General features: G+C 62.7%; 17 protein-coding genes. 9 read left to right on the top strand and 8 right to left on the bottom strand.

Annotation, left to right across the window (positions count from 1 at the left end; translation table 11 throughout):
- The first annotated feature begins 34 nt into the window (after window positions 1–34).
- Window positions 35–652 carry an HNH endonuclease gene (locus tag HS122_05445; protein ID MBE7537838.1) on the top strand — a complete coding sequence of 206 codons (618 nt, stop codon included), beginning with the start codon at window positions 35–37 and terminating at the stop codon, window positions 650–652.
- A 201-nt stretch (window positions 653–853) separates the two neighbouring features.
- On the opposite strand, the gene HS122_05440 is transcribed toward HS122_05445, so the two are convergent.
- On the bottom strand, window positions 854–1,243 hold the full coding sequence (locus HS122_05440; protein MBE7537837.1) for a type II toxin-antitoxin system VapC family toxin: 390 nt from the start codon (window positions 1,241–1,243) through the stop codon (window positions 854–856).
- A complete protein-coding gene (locus tag HS122_05435) occupies window positions 1,233–1,499 on the bottom strand; it encodes a hypothetical protein (protein ID MBE7537836.1) in 267 nt (88 codons plus the stop codon). The genes HS122_05440 and HS122_05435 overlap by 11 nt, the downstream gene beginning before the upstream one ends.
- A 214-nt stretch (window positions 1,500–1,713) precedes the next feature.
- On the opposite strand from HS122_05435, the gene HS122_05430 reads away from it, so the two are divergent.
- Window positions 1,714–2,637: an esterase family protein gene (locus tag HS122_05430; protein MBE7537835.1), complete on the top strand. Its 924-nt coding sequence runs from the start codon at window positions 1,714–1,716 to the stop codon at window positions 2,635–2,637.
- Here the strand turns inward: HS122_05430 and HS122_05425 are convergent.
- Window positions 2,603–5,014: a sodium:solute symporter gene (locus tag HS122_05425; protein MBE7537834.1), complete on the bottom strand. Its 2,412-nt coding sequence runs from the start codon at window positions 5,012–5,014 to the stop codon at window positions 2,603–2,605. The genes HS122_05430 and HS122_05425 overlap by 35 nt on opposite strands.
- 38 nt (window positions 5,015–5,052) lie before the next feature.
- Window positions 5,053–7,236, bottom strand: a complete 2,184-nt coding sequence (locus HS122_05420; GenBank protein MBE7537833.1) for a TonB-dependent receptor — start codon at window positions 7,234–7,236, stop codon at window positions 5,053–5,055.
- A gap of 250 nt (window positions 7,237–7,486) precedes the next feature.
- Between HS122_05420 and HS122_05415 the strand changes: the two genes are divergently transcribed.
- A complete protein-coding gene (locus HS122_05415) occupies window positions 7,487–9,316 on the top strand; it encodes a glycoside hydrolase family 127 protein (protein ID MBE7537832.1) in 1,830 nt (609 codons plus the stop codon).
- On the opposite strand, the gene HS122_05410 is transcribed toward HS122_05415, so the two are convergent.
- Together HS122_05410 and HS122_05405 are read right to left on the bottom strand one after the other, a co-directional pair.
- On the bottom strand, window positions 9,313–10,278 hold the full coding sequence (locus HS122_05410) for a ribokinase (GenBank protein MBE7537831.1): 966 nt from the start codon (window positions 10,276–10,278) through the stop codon (window positions 9,313–9,315). The genes HS122_05415 and HS122_05410 overlap by 4 nt on opposite strands.
- Window positions 10,279–10,359: 81 nt before the next feature.
- Window positions 10,360–11,364: a LacI family DNA-binding transcriptional regulator gene (locus HS122_05405; GenBank protein MBE7537830.1), complete on the bottom strand. Its 1,005-nt coding sequence runs from the start codon at window positions 11,362–11,364 to the stop codon at window positions 10,360–10,362.
- A gap of 206 nt (window positions 11,365–11,570) precedes the next feature.
- Between HS122_05405 and HS122_05400 the strand changes: the two genes are divergently transcribed.
- From HS122_05400 to HS122_05375, 6 genes are all read left to right on the top strand, one after another.
- On the top strand, window positions 11,571–13,730 hold the full coding sequence (locus tag HS122_05400; protein ID MBE7537829.1) for an SUMF1/EgtB/PvdO family nonheme iron enzyme: 2,160 nt from the start codon (window positions 11,571–11,573) through the stop codon (window positions 13,728–13,730).
- Between the two features lie 19 nt (window positions 13,731–13,749).
- On the top strand, window positions 13,750–14,601 hold the full coding sequence (locus HS122_05395) for a CoA ester lyase (protein MBE7537828.1): 852 nt from the start codon (window positions 13,750–13,752) through the stop codon (window positions 14,599–14,601).
- On the top strand, window positions 14,601–15,842 hold the full coding sequence (locus tag HS122_05390) for a CoA transferase (GenBank protein ID MBE7537827.1): 1,242 nt from the start codon (window positions 14,601–14,603) through the stop codon (window positions 15,840–15,842). Before HS122_05395 ends, HS122_05390 begins: the two co-directional genes overlap by 1 nt.
- A gap of 417 nt (window positions 15,843–16,259) precedes the next feature.
- Window positions 16,260–17,474 carry a peptidase M14 gene (locus HS122_05385; GenBank protein ID MBE7537826.1) on the top strand — a complete coding sequence of 405 codons (1,215 nt, stop codon included), beginning with the start codon at window positions 16,260–16,262 and terminating at the stop codon, window positions 17,472–17,474.
- Entirely contained in the window at window positions 17,471–18,283 is an 813-nt protein-coding gene (locus HS122_05380; protein MBE7537825.1) for a hypothetical protein, read from the top strand. The genes HS122_05385 and HS122_05380 overlap by 4 nt, the downstream gene beginning before the upstream one ends.
- Complete coding sequence (locus tag HS122_05375) at window positions 18,280–20,367, top strand: NPCBM/NEW2 domain-containing protein (GenBank protein MBE7537824.1); 2,088 nt, start codon at window positions 18,280–18,282, stop codon at window positions 20,365–20,367. The genes HS122_05380 and HS122_05375 overlap by 4 nt, the downstream gene beginning before the upstream one ends.
- Before the next feature lie 90 nt (window positions 20,368–20,457).
- On the opposite strand, the gene HS122_05370 is transcribed toward HS122_05375, so the two are convergent.
- Both HS122_05370 and HS122_05365 read right to left on the bottom strand, forming a co-directional pair.
- Window positions 20,458–21,483: a DUF4038 domain-containing protein gene (locus HS122_05370; protein ID MBE7537823.1), complete on the bottom strand. Its 1,026-nt coding sequence runs from the start codon at window positions 21,481–21,483 to the stop codon at window positions 20,458–20,460.
- 3 nt (window positions 21,484–21,486) lie between these two features.
- Window positions 21,487–22,602, bottom strand: coding sequence for an IS630 family transposase (locus tag HS122_05365; protein ID MBE7537822.1), 1,116 nt, complete (start codon window positions 22,600–22,602; stop codon window positions 21,487–21,489).
- Window positions 22,603–22,625: the final 23 nt, after the last annotated feature.

Here is a 22,625-nt window from a genome sequence, read left to right as displayed (position 1 = left end):
ATGGCATGTCCCGCCCGATACCGCAGAGATCCGTATGGATGCTGTGCTCGATCAATCCGTGCTGGTGTTGAACCGCCTGTGGCAGGCGGTCAATGTGATTGGTGCGCGTCGGGCATTTGCGCTGCTGGCGCGCGGGCATGCGAGCGTGGTCCATCACCACATTGATGATTTTCGGGTGTTCAATCTGATGGATTGGGTGGATTTCTCGCAGTCGAATCCGCCGCTGACCGAGATGGACACGGTACGCACGCCTCGGACGACGATCCGACTGCCTCGGGTGATCCTGCTGACCTATTTCGACAAGCTTCCCTGCAAGGAACTGAAGCTCACGCGCAACAATGTCTTCGAGCGCGACAGGAATCACTGCCAGTACTGCGGCAGGGTTTTCCCGCGCGAAGAGCTGAACCTCGACCATGTGATTCCGCGGGACCGTGGCGGCAAGACGACCTGGGAGAACATCGTCTGTTCGTGCGTGCGCTGCAATTCCCGCAAGGCCAACCGGCTGCCTCACGAGGCGCACATGCGCCTTGTCCGCAAACCTGTCCGCCCGAAGTGGCGCCCGGTCATATCGTTCGTCCTGGGCAACCGCGAACGCGAGCGCTGGAAGGACTTTCTGGACCTCGCCTACTGGAACGTCGAGCTTGACGAGTGAGCGGATCCCATGGCGATGCCATGGACTGAAATGCGGGCGCTGCGATCGACATTTCTCCTTTCCGGATTCCTTGCGTCGGGGGCGCCAAAAGACGTCATGGCTTGATTTGTGATCGAACTGACGAGATCCCTGAATCGCAATCTTCGCTTGAGATGGAGGTCGCATCCGGCTTTCGCGATCTGATGGATCAAGGTCGCGCGTTCAGTAATGCAGCAGCTTGAGTGGGAGCCCGGCACGCACTATTCGTGAAAAATCGTTGTCGTTCGTGACGATGGGCTCGCCGTAGTACAGGGCGGTCGCGGCGATCCAGTTGTCATTCTCCCCGAGCCGCTGGCCCTTTGCGGCGAGCGCGCGCTCCAGCCGACCCGCCAGGTAGCCGATCTCCGGCTTTAGCGTGATCACACGGTAGCGCGCCAGGAAGCGGCGGGTGCCGGCTTCGTCAGCCGCTCCGGCGGCGAGTTCGCCGAGCGTGATGATACTGATGCGCGGGGCGAAACGGCGGTGAGCATGAGCGAAAGCCATGGCCGGGCCGAACTTCCGCCCGGCAATCTCCTCTTCCAGATCGATCAGGTAGCTCGAATCAAGAAGCATGGACGGGTCGCTTTGCGCGCGGGCGGGAGCGAAGCGGCTGCTGTTGACGTCGCCGGAGTTCGGCCCGCTCGGCCGCGGTGAAGACGCCCTTGCCGGCGATTTCCTGCAGCTGTCCCAGAAGGGCGGCAAGGTTCGCCGCCGGCGGCGGCTCGACCACACGCTTGATGACCGCGGAAAAGGATTCCCGACCGGACAACTTGGCGGATTTCAACGCGCGATAGGCTTCCAGGTCGACACTGATCGTCTTGAAGGGCATACACAGAACTTAAACAGACGGCTTCTGGCGTCAAGGTGCGCGTTCCACATCCGCTCTTTCCGCCCGATGTGAATTCGATGGCGCATGTGATCCCCGATTCTGCAGAGCTGCGGTGGTTTCCGGACGCGGCAATCAGAAGGAATTCCGGCGTGTTTCGCGGATTGCAAGGCGGCGGGTGCGCGAGGATGATTGATTTGTGAGGCGAGCACTTCGAATGACATCCCTCCTTTCCGGATTCGTCGCCTTGGCCTGGGGACACCTTTGGTCTGCGGATGGCATTATCCTTGCGCGATCAACGAAGTCGGAAGCGCTTGGTCATGAGATCGACTATCTCCTCTATCTCCCGCCGTCCTATGTGGCGGATGGTTCCGTTCGCTATCCCGTGCTGTACCTGCTGCACGGGCGGGGGGACAATTTCCGCGCGTGGACAACGGTAAAGCCGGATGTGGACCGGCTGATTCACGAAGGCAGGGTGCCGCCGTTCATCGCCGTCATGCCGGATGCGCCGTCGAGTCGCCGGGCGGGCTACTATGTCGATTCCGAGTTTGGCGGCGAGCCAGGCCTTCCGCCGGGGGAGACGGTCGAAAGTGCCTTCACTGGCGACCTGGTGACCCACATCGACGCCGAGTATCCGACACGCGCTGTTCGAAACGGGCGCTTTGTGGCGGGCTATTCCATGGGAGGTTATGGAGCGCTGCGCTTTGCCCTGGCGCATCCGGAAATATTTGGCGCGGCCATCGTGCTTAGTCCGGCGGTTTACGTGCCGCTGCCGCCTCCGGACTCGAGCGCGAGGGAGTTCGGTGCGTTTGGTCGTGGCCGGGAACGATTCTTGGATGAAACCTATGTTGCGAAAAATTATCCGGCAATTCTGCCGCATTTTGCGGTAAAAGCGCTACCGCTGGACATATTCATCGGCGTGGGCGACGACGAATACGCCAACGCCGATCCGCTTCTCGCCCGGCACGATCTCGACTACGAGGCACATTCGCTCTACAACCGGCTGCGGCGCGTGCCTGGCATTCGTGCTGAATTGCGCGTGATCGATGGAGGCCACGACTGGCGGGCGTGGCGTCCGCTCTTTGTCGAGGGACTGGTGCTTGTGCTCAACCGCCTGACGCGGCCGGCCGACCCGCGTTGAAGACGGTGAGGCCCTGGATGCATGTTTCCGGCGGAGGAGGGAAGAAGAGACTCGCGAACCAGCCCACCACGATGGAGATCAGGATGGAAATGCCGAGGTACAGGAAGGGATGCACGAGGTGGTGCCACCAGATCGCGAACGTGGCCGCGAAGCTCGTTCCCATGCCGATGATTACGCCCTGCCAGTTGGCTCGGCGGGTGAACATTCCCAGCGTGTACGCGCCTCCGAATGAGCCGCCGAACAGGCCGGCGAACTCGATCGCGAGGTCGAGGTAGGAGCTGATGTTGAAGCGCGAAAGCAGCAGCGCGCAGCCGATGCCGACGGCCCCGGCGAGGATCGTCACCCATTCGGCAATGCGGATGCTTGTCGCCGGATTCGGATGCTTTGAGAGCTTTTCATAGAAATCCACGGACACGAGGGTTGAGACGCTGTTGAGGATGCTCGAAAGCGTTCCCATCGCTGCGGAAAAAAGCCCGGCCAGCACAAGACCGGTGACCCCCGCGGGCAGTTCCGCCGCGACAAACAGCGGCAGCGTGGCGTCGTGGGGCAGGAGCGGATTCATGCGCTCTGGAAACGTGTGGTAGTACACGTAAAGTCCGGTGCCGATAAGGTAGAGTATCAGGCTGCCGGGAAGAACGATCACAGCGAAGACCCAGACTGAGCGCCTCGCCTCCTGCTCGGACTTGGTTGCGAAGACCCGCTGCATGAGCACTTGGTCCTTGGGAAACGTGAGCACGGTTTCCATGATCTGGAGGAAGATAAACGTCCAGATGGTGGCCTTCGTCAGATCGAAGCTCCAGTCGATCATGCGGGTCTTGTCATCCGCCCTCGCGATCGAGATGAATTCGTCCGTGCCGTGCGGCAGCGCCCAGAGGATGAATCCCAGAGCGAAGAAAAGCCCGCCAAACTTCACGATCACCTGGGCTACGTCGGTCCATATCACCGCCTTCATGCCTCCAAGGGCGGTGTAGGCGATGGTGACGACGCCCATCATCAGGATGCTCCAGGTGACATCGAGGCCGGTGACGGTCGAGATGGCGAGCGACGGCAGAAACAGGATGACGCTCATGCGCCCGCCCAGGTGCATGAGAATGCACAGGGCGCTTGCGCACATGCGCACGGAGCGGTGGAAGCGCTGGTCCAGGTAGTGAAAAACCGACACGAGCTGCAGGCGGCGCAGCAGCGGCACAATGGCGAAGGCGACGAAGAGGAGAGCGAAGACATTGACCACGTTGCTGAGGAAGTACTGCCAGTTCGTGGTGTATGCCTTGGCTGTTGTCGCAATGTAGCCGATGGAACTTGAGTTCGAGGCGTAGAGGCTGATGCCCGCGGCCCACCAGGGAATCGATCGGCTGCCGACAAAGAACGACTCGGTCGACCGCTTCTTTTCGCGCCGGTAGCAGTACGCCCCGATCCAGGCGATGAGGCCGAAGTAGGCCAGGAGCATCACCCAGTCCAGTGGGCGAAGCAGTTCCTTTCCGCCCTGGATTTCCGCGGAGGACAGGGAACCATCCGGGCGATCCCAGATCAGACCGTGACGCCACCCTGCGCCGAGATGCGCTTCGCCGTTCCAGGGTGCCCCCTGCGTGGCGATTGTCGCCGTGACGGTGTGAAAGGTGACCAGTTGCAGGCGCCGGGATCCGTCCGGGAGGGTCGGTAGTTGCACGAGGTAGATCACGTGTGCCTGTCCGAGTGCCTGTGCGGCACCGGTGACGACGCGCCCCGGAAGCAGGTGCTTTGACTGCCATCCGTCCGCCGCAGTCCATCGCCAGACCTCGTCGCGCTCGCCTGACGCATCGGGCGAGGTCAGCAGCAGCGAGGCATCCTGGGCGACCAAGGTGCTGATGGAGCGAGGCGATGCGCTCCATGGAGGCAGGGATTTCCATGGCGCGCCCTCCACCGACAGGTCGAGCGACAACCAGTGGGCCGCGCCGTTTCCATCGATGCCGGCGAGGTGGAGTGCGCCGCCCGAGGTGGCGCCTCGGAGTTGCCTCAGCGGGATCGGCAGCGAAGGCAGGATCGGCGCCGGAGCGGCAGGTGCCAGGATGGGAACAAGACTCGTCCCAATCCCGTCTTCAGATTGACCGGTAAGGAGCCAGATACCCGAGCCCACAATGATCGGGCTGGGCGCCACGGCGCCGCTCGTGCGAAAGGCGAGGGGATTCCAGACCTTCGCACGCTCGTCATACTCCCAGGCGGCTCCGTCACGAATGGCGAGCGGCTGTCCGCTGGCCCCAGCCAGACACTGCAGCGGTCCGCTCCCGGGAGGAGCAGGAAGGGATCCGGTACTGACCGTGACGAGGTTGTCGGCGCCTGCATGGGCTGCTGTCCATGCGAGGCAGAAAAGAATGCACGAGCGTGTCAGACGACGCATCATGGCAGGCGTGCAGCGAAGCCGACAAAATCGGCGAGAGTCTAGAACTTTAGCGTGTGGGCGACGGAGATGACCCGGCCGCGACCGGCGAAGTAGTTCAGGAATTGGTCAATCTGCGACCAGGGGAGGATGTAGTACTTGTCGAGTGCGTTCTCCACACCCACGGAGAAGTCACCCCACTTCGTGCTGTAGTTGACCGTCACATGGAAGAGCGTCAGGCCCGAGGTGTGCTCTTCGCCTGGAGCGCCGACATTGATGTCCCGCTTGAACAGGTTGTCCATGAAAACGGACACGCTGACGTCGTCTGTAGCTTTCCAGGTTGCGGAGAGGTTGAGCTTGTCGGGACTCAGAGAGGCCATGCCGATCTCCCGGGTCAGCGGGCCGGTTTCCGTCGTTCGTGTCTTGCCTTCCGCGCGTGAATAGCTGGCACCGAGTCTCCAGGATTTGCTGGGGCGGAATTCCCCGGAAAACTCCCATCCCTTTAGATCGACCGGGCGGCGCTGCATGACGAAGTCGCGTGTGACGGGATCCACGGTAAGGCTGACTCCGAAATCAGAGTAGGACTTGTAGTGCGAGGCGCTGAAGCCGCCCATCTTTCCCTGCCAGGTCACTCCGACCTCCTTGTTGTCGGCGATCACAGCCTGCAGGTCGAGAATGCCGTCCACAGACTGGCCGGGAGTATTCACATTGCGCAGCGGAATGCCAACATTGGGAAGTGTGAAGCCCTTGCTGTAGGAGCCGAAGATGGACCAGTCGCGCGGCAAGCGCACGATGACGCCGGCGTTGGGAATGGTTTCGGAGTAATCCAGCGTGCCGCCGGTGACGCGGACGCGGTTTCGGAAATAGGTGGTGGTGTAGCTGTCGACCTGGAGTTCGCCGTTCTCGCGGCGCAGGCCTCCGCTCACTGTCACGGGACCGCGCGTGTACGAGGTCTGCAGAAACGGGGCATGGCTTGTATAGTTCATCGGCGGCACCCACACGCGGTCAGTCAGCGCGAGGATCTGCTGGGCCGTTTCCTTGAGGATGTCGTAGCCGATGTTCGCCTCGAGACCGGCGACGCCGAAGAGCTCCTTGTTCGACCAGGAGCTGCGCAATCCCTTCTTCTGGGAATTGATCTCCGATTGATCGACCAGCTTTCCAAGCGGCGCTATGTCGGGGTCCTGCTTGTCGGCGCCGTCCTCAGCCAGGAAGCGCATGCCCTGACTGGCCTTGTAGATCTGGAGATTGAGCGAACCTCCGAACAGATTGGAGTGATTGTAGGCCAGGGCGTACTGCTTGAAGTCGTTGAATTCGGCTTTGGAGTTCAGCGGCTTCTGCCGGCGCGCGCTATCGGTGATGCCACGTGCACGATCGCCCAGTTCAATGACGTAGTTTCCTTTGCCTTCAATATGAAACTGACTGATCGTCAGCGTGACCCGCTGAGCCTCGCCAGGCCCGAAGTTTAATCCACCCTTGATGAAGAGATTGTGCGAGTCCGAGTCGTTCACCGAACCGCTCTGGCTCATGCCCTGGCGGCGGCCATGGGCGTCGTAGGACATGCCGCGGTCGCTGAAAGAGGTGCCGACGACGATGTCCTTGTTGTCGGCCTTGTGGAAAAAGTTGAGCCCGACTCGCCAGTTGAAGCTGTCATCATAGCCCTGGCCCGAGAATTTCGTGCGTAGAACGGCCTCGCTGCCTTCCTTTGTCGGACTCTTGGAAATGTAGTTGATGATACCGCCGACTGCGCCGATGCCCTCAGAGGCTGAGGGTCCGTTGATGACCTCGATGCGCTCGACGATATCCATGTCGGTGAAGGTTCCGTTCCGGCTCCCCTCGCGCAAGGGAGTGGTCTGGGAGATGCCGTCGAAGAGCCGGAGAGCCACGCGTCCCCGCAGAGTCTCACCGGTATTGTTCATGGACTGCGTCGCTGGAGCATAGCCTGGAATCGTTCGGGCAAGCACCGCTGTTGCGTCGTCCGTCAGCAGTTTGGTCTGCGCAATCTCGGTGGAGGAAATGAGTTTGATCGCTCCGGGAATCTGGTCGATCGCCTTGGGTGAGCGGTAGCCTGTGGTCACAGTGAACTTCTGCATTTCGATCGTCTCGTCCTTGTCCTTGTCCTTGTCCTTCGACTGGGCGTCCTGCGGAGCGGCAGGCACGGCCTGGGCGAAGGTGGAGGGGGAAAGATGAGCCAGGGCGAGCGACAGAAGCGTCGCGAGGGACAGGTGTCGGGCAAGTTTGGATTTCATGCTGGGTGGAGAGCAAACGTTTGCGTAAAATTTGGACGGAATGACTTCATGGGCAAGGCGGTGGCGACAGCCTGATGAGGATCGGGGTTGAGCCTGCGGGATTTGAGATTGTCGGGGTGGTGGTGAGGCAAACGTCGCTTTCGGGCAAACGTTTGCACGCGGTGATATTTTGGTTTTGCCTCCGCGTGTCAACTTTTTTGTCGTGGCTCGTCCCGTGGTCCAAACGATGGAATTCCCCTCACCCGCCTGCATCCGCCTGGATGGTCTGCTCGGCACGGCGATCGCCGCAAGCCAGTCCGCCCATCTGGGCGCTTTCATCCGCGATGAGCTCAGCCCTCCGATCGCGCTGTTCTGTCGTGAGTGCCGCGAGCGGAATAATGAGGGAGACTGGTACGGCGAACATGCCGGCAAGTGGATGGTTGCGGCGGCCCGCGCTGTCGATCGAACCGGCGACGAGGTCCTTCGTTCGAATCTGCTGCGGGTGGCGGAGTATCTGCTCAGTGTTCAGGAGGACGACGGGTACCTGGGAACCTATTCCCGGAGCAGGCGCTTCACCTGCCGGCCGGGGCCGCCCTCGCGCACTTGGGATGGCGCGCCCGCGGAGCGCACCTGGGATGTGTGGGTGCACAGCTACCTGATCCTTGGCCTGCTCGAAAGCGGCCGCGTGCTGAAGCAGCGCGCCTTCATCGATGCCGCCCGTCGAATCGGCGATCTGTGCTGGCGGGTCCTGGGGGATGAGGGCGCCGACATCACAAGGTTTGGCAATCATCACGGGCTTTCGGCCACGGTCCTGCTGGATCCGGCCGTGGAGCTCTACCACGTCACAGGCGAGCAGCGCTATCTCAAGCTGGCGGAACTCATCCTTCGGCAGGCGAGTTGCGCTCCGGCGCTGGAGCTTGTCAGCCAGTTGCTGGCAGGTGTTGACGTGGCTTTCATAGCGACCGGCAAGGCCTATCAGCTCTGCTGGAATCTCGTCGGACTTGCCAAACTCCACCGGGTGGCGGGCCACCCGTCGCACCTGCGGGCGGTCGAACTCGCCTGGCAGAGCATTCGCGACCATCACCTGACCCTCGGTGGCGGACCATGGGGAGGCGTGGCACATCGATCGCGCGAGGTCTTCAATCCGCCGGGAGTGTTCAGCCCTTATGGCTATGTCGAAACCTGCTCGACGTTTTCGTGGATTCAATTGAACCGTGAACTGCTCTCGATCACGGGAGCGGCAAAGTACGCGGAGGAGATCGAAAAGTCCGCCTACAACGATCTTCTCGGTGCACAGGCGCCCGCGGGGGACAACTGGTGCTACTATTCGTTTCCGAACGGACGGCGCGTCTTCACGACCTATTGGAGATGCTGCAAGTCAAGTGGACCTTGCGCGCTGGAGGAACTGCCTGAGGTGGCCTGCGGCATTTTGGAAGATGGCGATCTTTCAGTGAACCTTTACTGTGCGGGGCGGGCCGTGCTCCCATCGAAGGTGGCGGGAGATGTCGAACTCGTGCAGGAAACGCGGTTCCCCTTCGAAGGCGATGTGAGGATCCTCGTCCGTCCTGCTCGCGAAGGGCGCTGGGGATTGCGCCTGCGCATTCCATCGTGGGCGGATTCAGCGCGACTGGAAGTCAATGGAGCTCCGGTTGATTTTCCAATCGAGCCCGGTGAGTACGCGCGAATCGAGCGCGTGTGGCAGGCTGGGGATGTTGTCAGCCTTCACCTGCCCATGATTCCGCGCTTTCATCGGCGGATGAATCGCAATGTGCAGGAGTCGCGCGCACCGGACGGCTCGCACGTGAGGCAGGAGGTGCTGCGCTTCGACTACGTCGCGATAACCTGCGGTCCCCTGGTTTATGCGACAGGACTAATTGATGGATTCAAGACCGAGGAGACGATCCGACTGCCGGAACCACCAACGCCAGGCATGCTTGAACTGGGATCCGAGCGGACCGAGAGCGGTGCATTGCCAGTCACGCTCAACCTCGGCTATCGCCCTGCCATCACTTTCCTGCCCTATTTCGAGGCGGGCGGCCGCGGGGACGGAGCCTGGCGCCTGACCTGGCTGCAACTTGCGCCGCGGCGGGAGGCGCCTTAGGAAACGACGCCTCGCTTCTTGAGGAATCTTTCCAGTTCGCGCCGCGTGGGCATCGCATCGGCGGCGCCGGCCTTGGTGATGGATAGCGCGGCGACGGCGGTGCCGAGGCGCGCCGCGGCTACAACGTCGCCATCGTGACGCACGAGGCCTGCGGCAAAACCGCCGCAGAAGGCATCGCCCGCCCCCGTCGTGTCCACCACGCGCATGCCGCGGTGGGCGGGCAGAGCGTGAGATCCCTCAGGAGACGAAATGAAGCAGCCCCGGCTTCCCAGCGTGATGATCAGGGTGGGAACTTCAAACCGCCGGCACAGGGCGTGAAGTTCCCCCGGACTCAGCCGATGCAGGGCCGCCTCGTCGAACTTCGTCCGACGTGAACCTGCAAGGCGCCTCACGAGCGCTACAAATTCGCTCTCATTGGGAATGAGGATGTCGACGTGCCGGAGCAGCGAAGCATCGAAGTCGTCGCGCATGGGCGCGGGATTCAGAATAGCCACAGCGCCTGCGCGGCGCGCGAGCCGCAGGGCGTGCCCGCTGGCCTGGGGATTCGCCTCCAGTTGCGCGACCACGACGCGGGCGTTGCGCATCAAGGCGGGAGGAATGTCCGCGCGTGCGAGCCGGGTGTTGGCACCGGGATCAATCGCGATCATGTTCTGGCCCCGGCGATTCAGAAGAATGACCGCGGTGCCCGTGGGCACGCCGGATTTCAGTGCCAGCCTGCAGCCGATGCCCTCGCGACGGTAGAACGCCTCAACCTGCGCAGCATAGGCGTCACGCCCCATCGCGCCCACGAAAGTCGTGCCGACTCCGGTGCGTCCGCACGCGATGGCCTGATTCGAGCCCTTGCCACCCTGTCCGACCTTGAGGCGGCCCAAGATCGTCTGTCCGGCCAGGGGAAACTCAGCGCAGGCGAGGCTCAGGTCCTGCATGATGCTGCCGACGACGACGACCGGGGAGGAGGGCATGATTGGAATAGGGGCCTGACTGTGACGCAAACGTTTGCTCAGCTCCGGCGTCAAGCGCAACATTTTCCCGCGAGCTGGTGCTCAGCACGATTTCCGCACGACCAGATCCGGGTGCAGCTTCAGGCTTGTCGCCGGGCGGTCGGAATCCTCAATGCGCTTGAGCAGAAGTTCTGCCGCGCATTTGCCGACTTCGTAGGCCGGCTGACGCACAACGGTGAGTGGCGGGTTGAAAACGCCTGCGAGGGGCAGTTCGTCGAAGCCGACGATGGCGACCTGTTTCGGAATCCTGAGTCCGCGCGCGGCAATCGCCTCGAGCGCGCCAATGGTCATCAGGCCGTTGCAGACAAAAAGCGCTGTGGGAGGGTTTGCCAGACCTAGAAGCTCGTGCGCCAGGGTCTGGCCGCTGTCCTGCTTGAAATCGCCAAAGCGCATCAGTTCCGATTTCAGCGGGATGCCCGCCTGGGTGTGCGCATCCTTGTAGCCGCGCAAACGCTCGCGGCCTGTCGAGGAGTCGGCTGGTCCGCCGATCAGGCCGATGCGGCGGTGCCCTTGGGAGATGATGTGCTCGACGGCGCGCAGGGCCCCGAGATGATTGTCGATCTCCACCTTGTCGAGGCCGCCTCGGGCGAGGCTGCGGTCGACGCAGACCACCGGGGTGCCGTTGCGAACGACCTGGAGGACGGCGTCGTCCTCCTCGTGAATGGGCGGCAGGATGATGCCGTCGACGGACTCGAGCTGCATCACGTCGAGGTAGAAGCGCTCCTTGGCCTCGTCCTCGTCGTAGTTGCAGAGCAGCACGGCATAGTTGCTCCGGAAGGCGACGTCCTCGACGCCTCGGGCGAGGTCGGCGAAAAAGATGTTCTGGATGTTGGGAATGATGAGACCCAGCAGGAAACTGCTGCTGTCGCGCGTGCGAAGCCGGCGGGCGACGCGGTTGGGCTTGTAGCCCAGTTCGCGCATGGCCTTGAGCACGCGGGCCTGGGTGTCGGCGCCGATCTTGCCCGTCTTGTTGATCGTGCGCGAGACGGTGGAGATGTTGACCCTGGCCCGGCGGGCCACATCGATCAGGCTGGCGTTTTTCTTCATCGCTGGAATGGACGGCGCGTGCGCCCGCCGGAATGCAGGACGCCACCCTCCGCCATGCGCCCGCAACAGGCAAGTCACGATTTGCATCGACAGGGGCTTCCGGTCGGGCAAACGTTTGCTTCGCCGGATGCCAGCGCAGGTTTGGATGGCTTTTGCCGGTTGTTTCCGCAAGCCTGTGGATCGGTGCCAGTCCCCATGTCCCTTTGATGAACCGCAAGCCGCAAGCCGCCCCGTCACCTCGCATCGCCGAGTTTCAGCTTTCGCACGCGCGCAACGGCCCGCACCTTCCGCTGCCGGTCGGGGCGCCAGGCTGGCCGTTTCAGTCGATCGGCCACTGGAGGCAGAACGTGAATGCGGCGGCCCCGGCCTGGCGGCGCGATTTCAAGGAATGGCGGCGCGAGCACCTGCTGCGCATCGGCTACTCCGGCGCGAACTATGAGCGCCGGGAGTTCCAATGGACCCGGAGGAATTTCGTCCATGCGCAGATGATGGTCGAGGACCGTTACTTTTACGATCCCGTCACCCGCAGGTACACGGTTGACCGCTACCTCGACGACCTGAAGAGCCGGTACGGCGGAATCGACAGCGTGCTGCTCTGGTATGTCTATCCAAACATCGGCATCGACGACCGGAATCAGTTCGATCTCGCGGCCGACCTGCCCGGAGGACTGGCCGGATTGAAGCGGATCGTGAGGGACTTTCACCGGCGCGGCGTGAAGGTTTTCATTCCGACCATGCCGTGGGACAACGGGACGCGTCCGGCGGGCGTGCCGGACTGGGAGGCGATCGCCAAACTGGCCGCGGCGATCGGGGCGGACGGGGTGAATGGCGACACCTACAGCGGCGTGCCCCGCGCATTCTTCGACGCGGCGGAGGCGCGGGGGCATCCGCTCGTCTTCGAACCGGAGGCGGTTCCACTGTCGGACGAGGCGCTGGCATGGAATCTTCAAAGCTGGGGCAAGCTCCTGCCCAGCGAGGTCGTCCTTCCGGTCTCAAAGTTGAAGTGGCTCGAGCCCCGCCACATGACCAATCTGGAGAACCGCTGGGGCCGCGACCGCACCAATGACTTTCACTACATTTTTTTCAACGGCACAGGTTACAATGCCTGGGAGAACATCTGGGGCATTTGGAACCAGCTCACGCCACGCGATGCGGCGGCGCTCCGGAGAATTTCTCACTTGTTCCGCCGCTTTTCCGACCTGCTCGTGAGTTTGGACTGGGAACCCTATGCGCAGACGCTGCAGCAGAATGTGTTCGCCTCAATGTTTCCGGGGAAAGTGGCCACGCTCTGGACAGTCGTGAATCGAAACGAGTACGCGCTGGCGGGAGGGCAGTTGCGCGTCGACCATGTGCAGTCTCGGAAATACTACGATGCCTGGCGCGGCGTCGAGTTGCGCCCGCGGGTGCAGGATGGTCAGGCGACTTTGGAGTTTCCGCTTGAGCCACGGGGGTTTGGCGCCGTGCTCGCCGTCGAGCCGGGCGCAAGGCCATTGAACCTGGACGGGTTTCTGCGGGAACGCCGCGCGCTCACACGCGCGCCGCTGAGGTCGCTATCCGCGGAGTGGCGACCGCTTCTGCAACGGATGACTCCCGTCGTCCGCACCAAGCCCGTTGTCAATGCGCCGGAAGGCATGGTAAGGATTCCATCGGCGACGTTTGAATTTCGGGTGACCGGCGTTGAGATTGAGGGTTTCACCTGGGACGGACTTGACGTCCAGTATCCTTGGGAACCGTCCCCGCGCCGCTCCCATTTGCATCGGCTCAGGATCGACGCCTTTCACATCGACCGCCACCCGGTGACGAATGCGGCGTTCAGGGATTTCGTCCGGGCGACGGGCTACCGGCCGGCTGACGATCACAATTTCCTGCGCGATTGGAAACGCGGCGCGCCTCCGCGTGGATGGGAGAACAAGCCGGTCACATGGGTTTCGCTTGAGGATGCGCGTGCGTACGCCGCATGGGCCGGCAAACGCCTGCCCCATGAGTGGGAGTGGCAGTACGCGGCGCAGGGCACGGACGGAAGGCTGTATCCATGGGGCAATGACTGGAACCCCGCGAACATGCCGGCTCCGAACCGCGGGCGCACGCTTGTGCCGCCGGAGGATGTCGGACTGCATCCCGCCGGCGCGAGTCCATTTGGCGTCATGGATCTCGTCGGCGGCGTCTGGCAATGGACGGATGAATTTGCGGATGAACACACGCGGGCCGCGGTGCTGCGCGGCGGGAGCGCCTACCAGCCGCAGACGTCGCACTGGTATTTTCCACAGGCGTACCAGCTCGACCAGCACGGCAAGTACCTGCTGATGAGTCCGGGCAGGGATCGCAGCGGCATGCTTGGATTTCGCTGTGTGAAGGATTCCGTTTGAATTTCCGGAACAGGTTCCGATGCGCAGCAAACTCTTCGTCCCCGGTTCGCGTCCCGAGCTTTTTCCCAAGGCGCTTGTGACGGCCGCCGATGCACTGTCATTCGACCTTGAGGACGCCGTGGCTGAGGCGCAGAAGGATGCCGCGCGCAGACACGTGGCGGCGGCGCTGGGTTCACCCGGACTGGTTTCCTCGGACAAGATCGTCATTGTGCGTGTGAACAGGACTGGCTCGCCGCATTTCGAGGCCGACCTCGCCGCGGCGGTCTCGCCGCGAATAGATTTGATCAATCTTCCCAAGGTTGAGTCTCCCGCCGAGGTGCACGCGGCCGTGGCAGTGCTCGCACGCATCGAGGAAGCGTGCGGAATCTCCCGGCCGATCGGCCTTCTCCTGAACATTGAGTCGCCCCGCGGGTTGCGCTTCGCTTCGGAAATTGCGGCGGCGGATCCGCGCGTGGCCGGTTTGCAGCTCGGACTGGTGGATCTGTTCGATCCATCCGGCATTGAACGTGCGAACGCTGCCGCCGTGATGCACGTGCAACTCGCGGTGCGCCTGGCCGCGGCGGAGGCGGGGCTTTGGGCCTTCGATGCGGCGTTTGCGGACATCAAGGATGCGGATGGCTGCCGCGCCGAGGCGCTGGGTGCGCGGCGACTCGGCTATTCGGGCAAGACCTGCATTCACCCGAGCCAGATAGCGATCGTGAACGAGGTGTTTCAACCAACCGCCGATGAGATTGCCTTTGCGCGGCGCGTGGTGGCGACTGCGGAAAAATCCTGCGACGGCGCGTTTGTTGTCGATGGCCGGATGATCGACGCCCCCTCGCTGCGCCGGGCGCGGATGATTGTTTCCCACGCGGGTTCGGAGAAAACCTGATGCCGCTCAAGCAACGCGACTACACCCCCGATGCACGCGGGCCGCTTACCGGCCTTCGCGTGCTGGATCTTTCGCGGCTGTTTGCCGGCAATGTGCTCACGCAGATTCTCGGGGATTTCGGGGCGGAGGTCATCAAGGTTGAGCCACCGGAAGGCGACACGCTGCGCGCCTGGCGGACGGAGGGGGTGTCGACGCACTGGAAAATTTATGCGCGCAACAAGAAGAGCCTTGCGCTCGATCTGCGCCGAGCCGAGTCCATCGACCTGCTGCGCCGGCTGGCGCCGACTGCGCAGCTGTTCATCGAGAGCTTTCGTCCTGGTGTTTTGGAAAAAATGGGGTTGGCCCCCGCGGAGCTTCTCGCTCTGAACCCGCGGCTTGTAATCGTGAGAATTTCCGGCTGGGGACAGGACGGACCGTACAGTCAGCGTCCGGGCTTTGGCACGATTGTGGAGGGAATGTCGGGATTTGCGTCGATGAATGGATTCGCCGACCGCGAACCCGTGCTTCCGCCGATGTATCTGGCGGACGGGGTGGCGGGACTCTATGGTGCGTCTGCGGTGATGATCGCGCTCAGATCAGTCGAGCAGAATGGCGGTCAGGGACAGGTCATTGATCTGCCGCTTTTGGATCCGCTGTTTGCCATACTTGGTCCGCAAGCGGCCAACTATCGCCTCAACGGCACGGTGAAGCCCCGCACGGGCAGCCGCTCGACAAACTCCGCGCCCCGCAATGCGTATCGTTGCAGTGATGGCGGCTATGTGGCGCTTTCCGGCTCAACGCAGGGCATGGCGGAGCGCATCTTTGAGGCGATCGGGCGATCCGAACTGATCGATGACCCGAGGTTCAGGACGAACATCGACCGTGTGAAGCATGCGGAGGAACTCGATGCCATCATCGGAGCGTACATCAGCCGCCACACGCAGCGGGAGAATGTCGCCTATTTCGAGAAGGTTGGTGTGACGGTTGGACCGATTTATGCGATTCCGCAGATTCTCGAGGACCCGCATTTCATCGAGCGCGAGATCGTGTCTGATTACCCCGATGAGGAGGTGAAGCCGCTTCCGATGCATCCCGTCGTGCCGCGGCTGCTCGGAACGCCGGGGGCGATCCGCACGCCCGCGCCGGCGCTCGGCCAGCACAACCGTGAGCTGCTGGCGGAATGCGGCGTGAGCGATGAGGATTACGGACGGTTGCTGGCGTCGGGAATTGCGATCGAGGGCAGGGCAGCGGCCGGGTCGTGATCCCAGGTCGGTCGCTGGGGTCGGGGTTGACAAGCGCCAACAGCGCAGCTTGCGACAATCCCTTGGCAGCACGCCGGGCATTCTGGCCGGCCGCCAGGGAAAAGCCTGCGGCCTGCCCGCGCGGACAGGAAGTGGTCATTTGAAACGCAATTTGGCGAATATTTGGGTAGTTGATTCCCGGCCCGGAAGCATCGTTCGTCAGGAGACCCAGGTTCTTCGGGTCCCTTCCTCAATCTCTGACAACTCGATCCCTTGTCCATTGCTCCTGCTGCCCTGAATATCGCGGGCGCGACCGCCCTTCAGCCCAACGTTATGCCGCTTCCATTGCGCCCAGCCTATTGTTTCGGCCAGCCTCCACCGCACTCGGGGGTCCGTGCAGCCTTGCTGGCATTTCTTTTCTGTCTGGCCTTGCCGTCCATGCTATCGGCCGTGGACCAGCCTGGGTCTGGAAAGGCGCCTGCGACGAGGCGGATTCCACGCATCCCAGTCCTCGATTTCATAGACACCAGTTTCGAAAATGCCTCTCCGCTCTGGTATGAGCAGGCGCCGGACGGGTCGATTGACCTGCATCTGATCTACGATCACGAGCGCGAGTCGCCGAACCGGGCCTCGGGCCATGTGCACTTCCTGATCCAAGCCCAACCCGGCACGAAGCTCACTTTTGAGTTTCGCAATCTTGAAAATGTCTGGAACGGCGGCCCCAGCCTGTACGGCCGGTATTTTAGGAGTGTCCTTGTCTCTGAGGACGGCCGCAGCTGGCGCGGGGTTTCACTCGATAACCTGCCTGATGACCGGGTTCGGCTCCACCTCACGATGCCGGGGCCGCAACTTTACGTGGCGCGCCTCGAACCCTATCGGGTGTCCGACCTTGACCGCTTCCTCGCTTCCGTGTGCGGTCATCCCCTCGTGAAGATCATGCCGATCGGCCGCACGGTCCTCGGCCGCGGTCTGGAGATTCTCCGCATCGGCAATCTGCATGCGCCTTATCGCGTCTTCATCCGGGCCCGCGCCCACCCTTGGGAACCGGTGGGGAACTGGGTCTTGCAAGGCCTCGTGCGCCGTCTGCTGGCCAACGATGCGGACGCAAGGAGGTTCCTCGAACGCTATTGCGTCTACGCGATGCCCATGGCGAACAAGGACGGAGTCGCGCTCGGCCGCACGCGTTTTAACGCGCTTGGCAGTGATCTCAACCGAGGCTGGGACCGCCCCATCGACGCCCGCAGCGCTCCAGAAAACGCGGCTCTCGAAAGGTGGCTCGAGGGCATGATCGCCTCCGGGCGGAAGCCGCACCTTGCCCTTGAGCTCCACAACGACCATCAGCAGGGCCAACTTCACCTGAGCGCTCCGTCCGTACCCGACTTGACGCGCTACCGCGATCGAATGGCCGTGCTGGAAAGGCTTCTGCGCCAGCACACTTGGTTCACCGATGGCTCAACCAGCACGAGCTTCCGCAATCCCGGCACGCTTGGCGACGGCTGGCTCGAGCGTTTCGGCATTGACGGGGTCGTGCACGAGTTCGCCAGCAACTGGATCGCCGGCGTGAAGGACTTTACGTCCGGCCGGCATTGGGAGGACTATGGGGCGAATCTCGCCGAGGTGCTTTATGAATACCTTGGTGCGGTCCAGCCATGATCAATCGCACGACCGATGCCACCCGCGGCAAGGGGAGTGCATCCTGGCCGCTCGCGCTCGCGCTGCGGCGCGGTTATGCGGTCGCCACCTACTACTATGGCGAGCTTGAGCCGGATCAGCGTGACGGCTGGCGGACAGGCCTGCGCGGCTACCTCATGAAGAGGGCGGAACGCACTGCGCGGGAGCCGGATGAGTGGGGTGCCATCGGAGTCTGGGCTTGGGGACTCAGCCGCATCGTCGACTACCTTGAAACTAATCCCGCTATTGATGCGGGGCGCATCGCGGTTCTGGGGCATTCGCGCCAGGGCAAGACGGCCCTTTGGGCTGGTGCGCAGGACGAGCGTTTCGCACTGGTGATCTCCAACGACAGCGGCGAAGGCGGCGCGTCGCTTGGCCGCCGCGACTTCGGTGAAACCATCGCCGATTCCGTCCGCACATTTCCGTTTTGGTACTGCGAGAACTACAGCCAGTTCGCCGGTCGCGCCTTGGCGCGCGCGACGGATCAGCACATGCTCCTCGCCCTAGCCGCCCCCCGGGCGCTATACGTGGCCAGTGCGACGGAGGATCTTTGGGCTGATCCACGCGGCGAGTTCCTGGGTGCCGTGCACGCCGAGCCGGCCTACCGCCTCTTTGGAATCGAAGGACTCGGCACAACTGAATGGCCTGCGCCCGATGTGCCGATTGGGCGTCAGATCGGCTATCATGTTCGCACTGGCAGGCATGCGATCACCGCGTATGACTGGGAGCGCTTCTTTGATTTTGCCGACCGGCTGCGCGGCAGCCGCAGGATCGGGATGAAGTCGAAATGAATCACGGGTTTCTGATCGCCCTTGCGATGGTCTCAGCAGCGGTCCAAGCGCACCAGTCGGGCAGAATCGGTCTGCATGAAATCGACCTGTCGGCGATGACTTCCGGCACTGGACGCGGTACGGCGCTGGCCAATCGATCGGTCGCCGGAGGGCTGTTGAGCGTCGCGGGCCGGCAGTTCGACACCGGTGTCGGCACGCGGGCGTTCAGCACGCTGATCCTTGAACTCGATGGATGCGCGGAGCTGCTCACCGGCTGGGCGGGTGCTGACGATGCGGGCAGGGATGCAACCGTTCGGCTCCATGTGCTCGGAGACCGCCGTGTCCTCTGGGACAGCGGTCTGATGCGTGCGGGCGAACAGGCACGGCCGTTCTCAATTCCCCTTGCCGGCGTCCGTATCCTCGTGTTTCTCGTCACCGATGCCGGTGATGGCAACCGCACGGATTTCGCGGATTGGCTGGACGTCTCTATCACCTATCGCGGACGGCCGCCAGCCCCCGCGCCCTGGCTTGAGGAGCGGCCATACCTGCTGACTCCGCCGCCTCCTGTCACACCGCGCATCAACGGGCCGATGGTCGTTGGCGCGCGTCCCGGCTCGCCTTTTCAGTTTCGCATTCCCTGTACGGGAGAGCGACCGATCGCCTTTGGAGCTCGAGGACTGCCCGCAGGGTTGAAGCTCGACGAATCCACGGGCATGATTCGCGGCCGTGCTCCGTCCGGCGGCCGTCATGCGATTCACCTGGAGGCGAGAAATGCTCACGGTGCCTCCTCGCGCGCATTCACCCTTGTCATCGGCGATCAACTCGCGCTGACGCCGCCCATGGGTTGGAACAGCTGGTATGCTCACAAACGTTCCGTTACCGACGCAATCATCCGCGGGGCGGCTGAAGCCATGATCGCGTCCGGCATGGCCGACTACGGCTATGATTGCGTGAGCATCGACGATTGCTGGTCCGTGCGGGTGGACGGCGGCGATCCGGCGACGGATGGACCTTCGCGCGACGCTGCCGGCCGTCTCCTTGGCAACAGGAACTTTCCCGACATGAAGGCACTGGCTGGCTTCATTCACTCGAAGGGCCTCAAAGCCGGGCTCTATAGCTCGCCCGGTCGAACGACCTGCGCCGGCTTTGCCGCGAGTTACGAACACGAGGCGATTGATGCGCGCACGTTTGCGGAATGGGGCTACGATTTGCTCAAGTACGATTGGTGCTCCTACGAGAAGATTGCCCCAAATCATTCGCTGCGCGAGCTACAGCGACCGTTCCGGCTTATGGCTGCGGAACTCGGGCGGCAGGATCGCGACATCGTCTTCACCATCTGCCAGTACGGGATGGGCAAAGCATGGACCTGGGCGGGCGGGATGAGCCAGGTCTGGCGCACGACCGACGATCTGGGCTGGAAGGCGCGCCAAGCGATGCCGGGATTCTTCTATGTCGGCCGGATCAATGCGGACTACTGGGAGCATGCGCGGCCGGGGCAGTGGAATGATCCCGATTACATCCTTGCGGGGTATGTTCGCGATTCATTCCGCAAGAACGAGGTGTTCAAAGCTGACCTCAGCCCGAGCGAGCACTATTTCTACATGTCCATGTGGTCGCTGATGGCCGCGCCACTTGTTTTCGGTGGCGACATTGCCCGGCTTGATCCCTTTCTGCTCAACGTGCTGTGCAATCACGAGGTGATTGCGATCAACCAGGATCCATCCGGGAGCCAAGGTCGGGTGCTCCGGGACCGCGACAACCAGATGATCATGGTCAAGGAGCTCGAGGGTGGCGCGAAGGCCATCGGGCTCTTCCATATCACCGGCCCTGTGGGTGATCCCTCGGGATTCGCCCAAAGCAAGGAAATGCAGCTTGCGGGCATCAAACCGCATGCTACTGCGCAGGATATGGGCGATCCAGTGGCCTACGTCGACTGGGGCGAATCCGTACAAGTCTCGGTGTCGGCTGCGGAGCTTGATCTTAGCGGTCGCTTCCGGGTGCGCGACGTGTGGCGCCAGTTGGATCTCGGGGAGTTTTCACAGCAGTTTACCACGCGAGTGCCGTTCCACGGCGCAAGCCTGCTGCGCATCGTCGCCATTCCGTAAATCAGACCCTGCGCGACGTGCTGCGACGCTCGTCCGCCAGCCTTGATCCGTCCGAACCGCAGGCGGATCGCCCGTGCCGGGCTGCGTCTTCTACCGGGCTGGTACGGATTCCAGAATCAAGGCCCAGTCGTTGGTCCCCGTGCCGTTGTCCCCTGGTGTTGCAAACTCCCGCACTCCCACGTTTGCGAAGGGGGATCCCTTGACGGTTGTGCAGGTGCCGGAAGTTGGATTGAACCAGAGCCCGTTCACTGTTCCACTGAGCCGGGATAGATCGACACTGATTGTCCGTGACTCTGTGCCCGTGGAGGGCACGTAGCCAATGACAAGGCTGCCGTCGGCGGCACGCGCGGCGACCACATAGTCGAGTGCGTTGGGCGCACCGTAGTGAGCTACGACAGTCTGGTGGGCCTGATCGGGCACGAGTTTTTCCCAAGCGCGGGTTGCGAACACTTCGCGAAAATGGACCAAGTCCGCGTTGGCTGGCGAGTGGATGCCCCTTGGGCCGTCCCAGCCCGCCTTGAACTGCCAGACCGCGTCATTGCCCAAAAAGTGCCCCATCGCGCCGCTCAGCAGCGCGCAATAGGGCTGCCGCCGGATGCGCTCCCTGGCCCCGATGACGATGAGCACCGGATTTGTCTGAGCCTCGTTTTCGTAGCGGGCCTCCACGAGGAAGGCCGGCCGGTGATTGGCCCGATTGTAGGCATGGAGGGAGAGTCTCCAGGGCTCGGCGGGCCCTCTCTGGACGAACTCATCGCCAGTGTAGATGGAATCGAGGTCGAGATGCGGGGCGAACCTGTGGTGGTCCAAGGCGGTGGTCGAACGCTTGCCGTGAAAACTGTGCATCCGGCCGGGGCGATCGCGATCCTTTATCCCGAGCAGGATTTCGAGGCCGAGCGCCACGCCTGGAGAATCGTCCGGAGGGGAGAAGTCTCCGCCATGCACCCAGACGATGTTTGTAAAGCTCCGGTAGCGCTGGCCGAGGAATCGTCCGTAGGCGCGGCACTGCGCCGCGTCATTCGCGATAAGTTCATGCCAGAAACCCTCGTTCTTGCCGTCATAGCCCCAGTAGCACGGAAACAGAAAAACTAGTGTTCTGTCGCGGAAATGACTATACATATATCATGCGGCCTTCTTGCGCGGCTTTCGCCGGGTGCAACCGGGCTGGATGGCCTCGAGCCGGCGACGACAGCGTTCGATCCTGGCAAGGATGTCCTCCGCCTTGGCGGTCCAAACAAATGGCGTGGGCTCCTGGTTCCATTGCTCGATGAAGCGGGTGATCGAGTTGATCAGATCGGGAACACTGGAGAAGCTGCCGCGACGCACCGCCTTGCCGGTGAGTTCGGCAAACCAGCGCTCCACCAGATTGAGCCAGCTCGAACTGGTGGGAATGAAGTGCAGTTTGAAGCGTGGACGCCGGGCGAGCCAGCGCTGCACCCGCTCGTGTTTGTGGGTGCCGTAATTGTCGACGATAAGATGGAGCTCGTCCGCCTCGGCATATTCCGCGTCGATTTGTCGCAGGAACTTCAGGAACTCGATGTGCCGGTGGCGCGGGAAGCAGTGGCCGCTGATCTTGCCGGCGGCCACGTTCAATGCGGCAAACAGCGTGGTCGTGCCATGGCGCACGTAGTCGTGCGTCCAGGTGCCGCAGCGACCGCGCTTCAGCGGCAGGCCTGGTTGCGTGCGATCCAGCGCCTGAATCTGGCTTTTCTCGTCCACGCAGAGCACCACCGCGTTTTGCGGTGGGTTGAGGTAAACGCCCACCACATCGAGCAGTTTGGGCACAAACTGTGGATCGCGGGAGAGTTTGAACGTCTCCTGTCGGTGCGGCTGCAACCCATGCTCCTGCCAGATACGCGCGACTGTGCTCGCATGCACGCCCTGCGCCTTCGCCAGGGTTCGCGCGCTCCAGTGCGTCCGCCCCGGCGGCTTCGTGTGCAGCGTCGCTTCGACGATCCTTTTCGCCAGCCCTCGGCGCGGCTTGCGCCCGCGGCCATTCGCCACGTCCCACAATCCTTGCGGACCTGCGGACACAAAGCGCTGGCGCCACAGCCGGCAGGTGTGCCGGTTCACCTCCAGCTCCTCCGCAATCGTGGCATCGTCCAGCCCTTCGGCCTTGCGCAAAATGATCCGGCAGCGCTTCACCACCTGCTGGGGCGTACCGTGCGCGCCCACCCAGCGCTCCAAAACGCCACGTTGGTCTGCCGTGACCGTCAGAATCGTCGGTTTCCTGCTCATGCTTGCAGGTTGAACGATAACGA

This window comes from Opitutaceae bacterium (genome assembly GCA_015075305.1).
Lineage (GTDB): Bacteria > Verrucomicrobiota > Verrucomicrobiia > Opitutales > Opitutaceae > UBA6669.
Note: the sequence above shows the minus strand (reverse complement) of the source record. Positions and strands in the feature narration are given on the sequence as shown.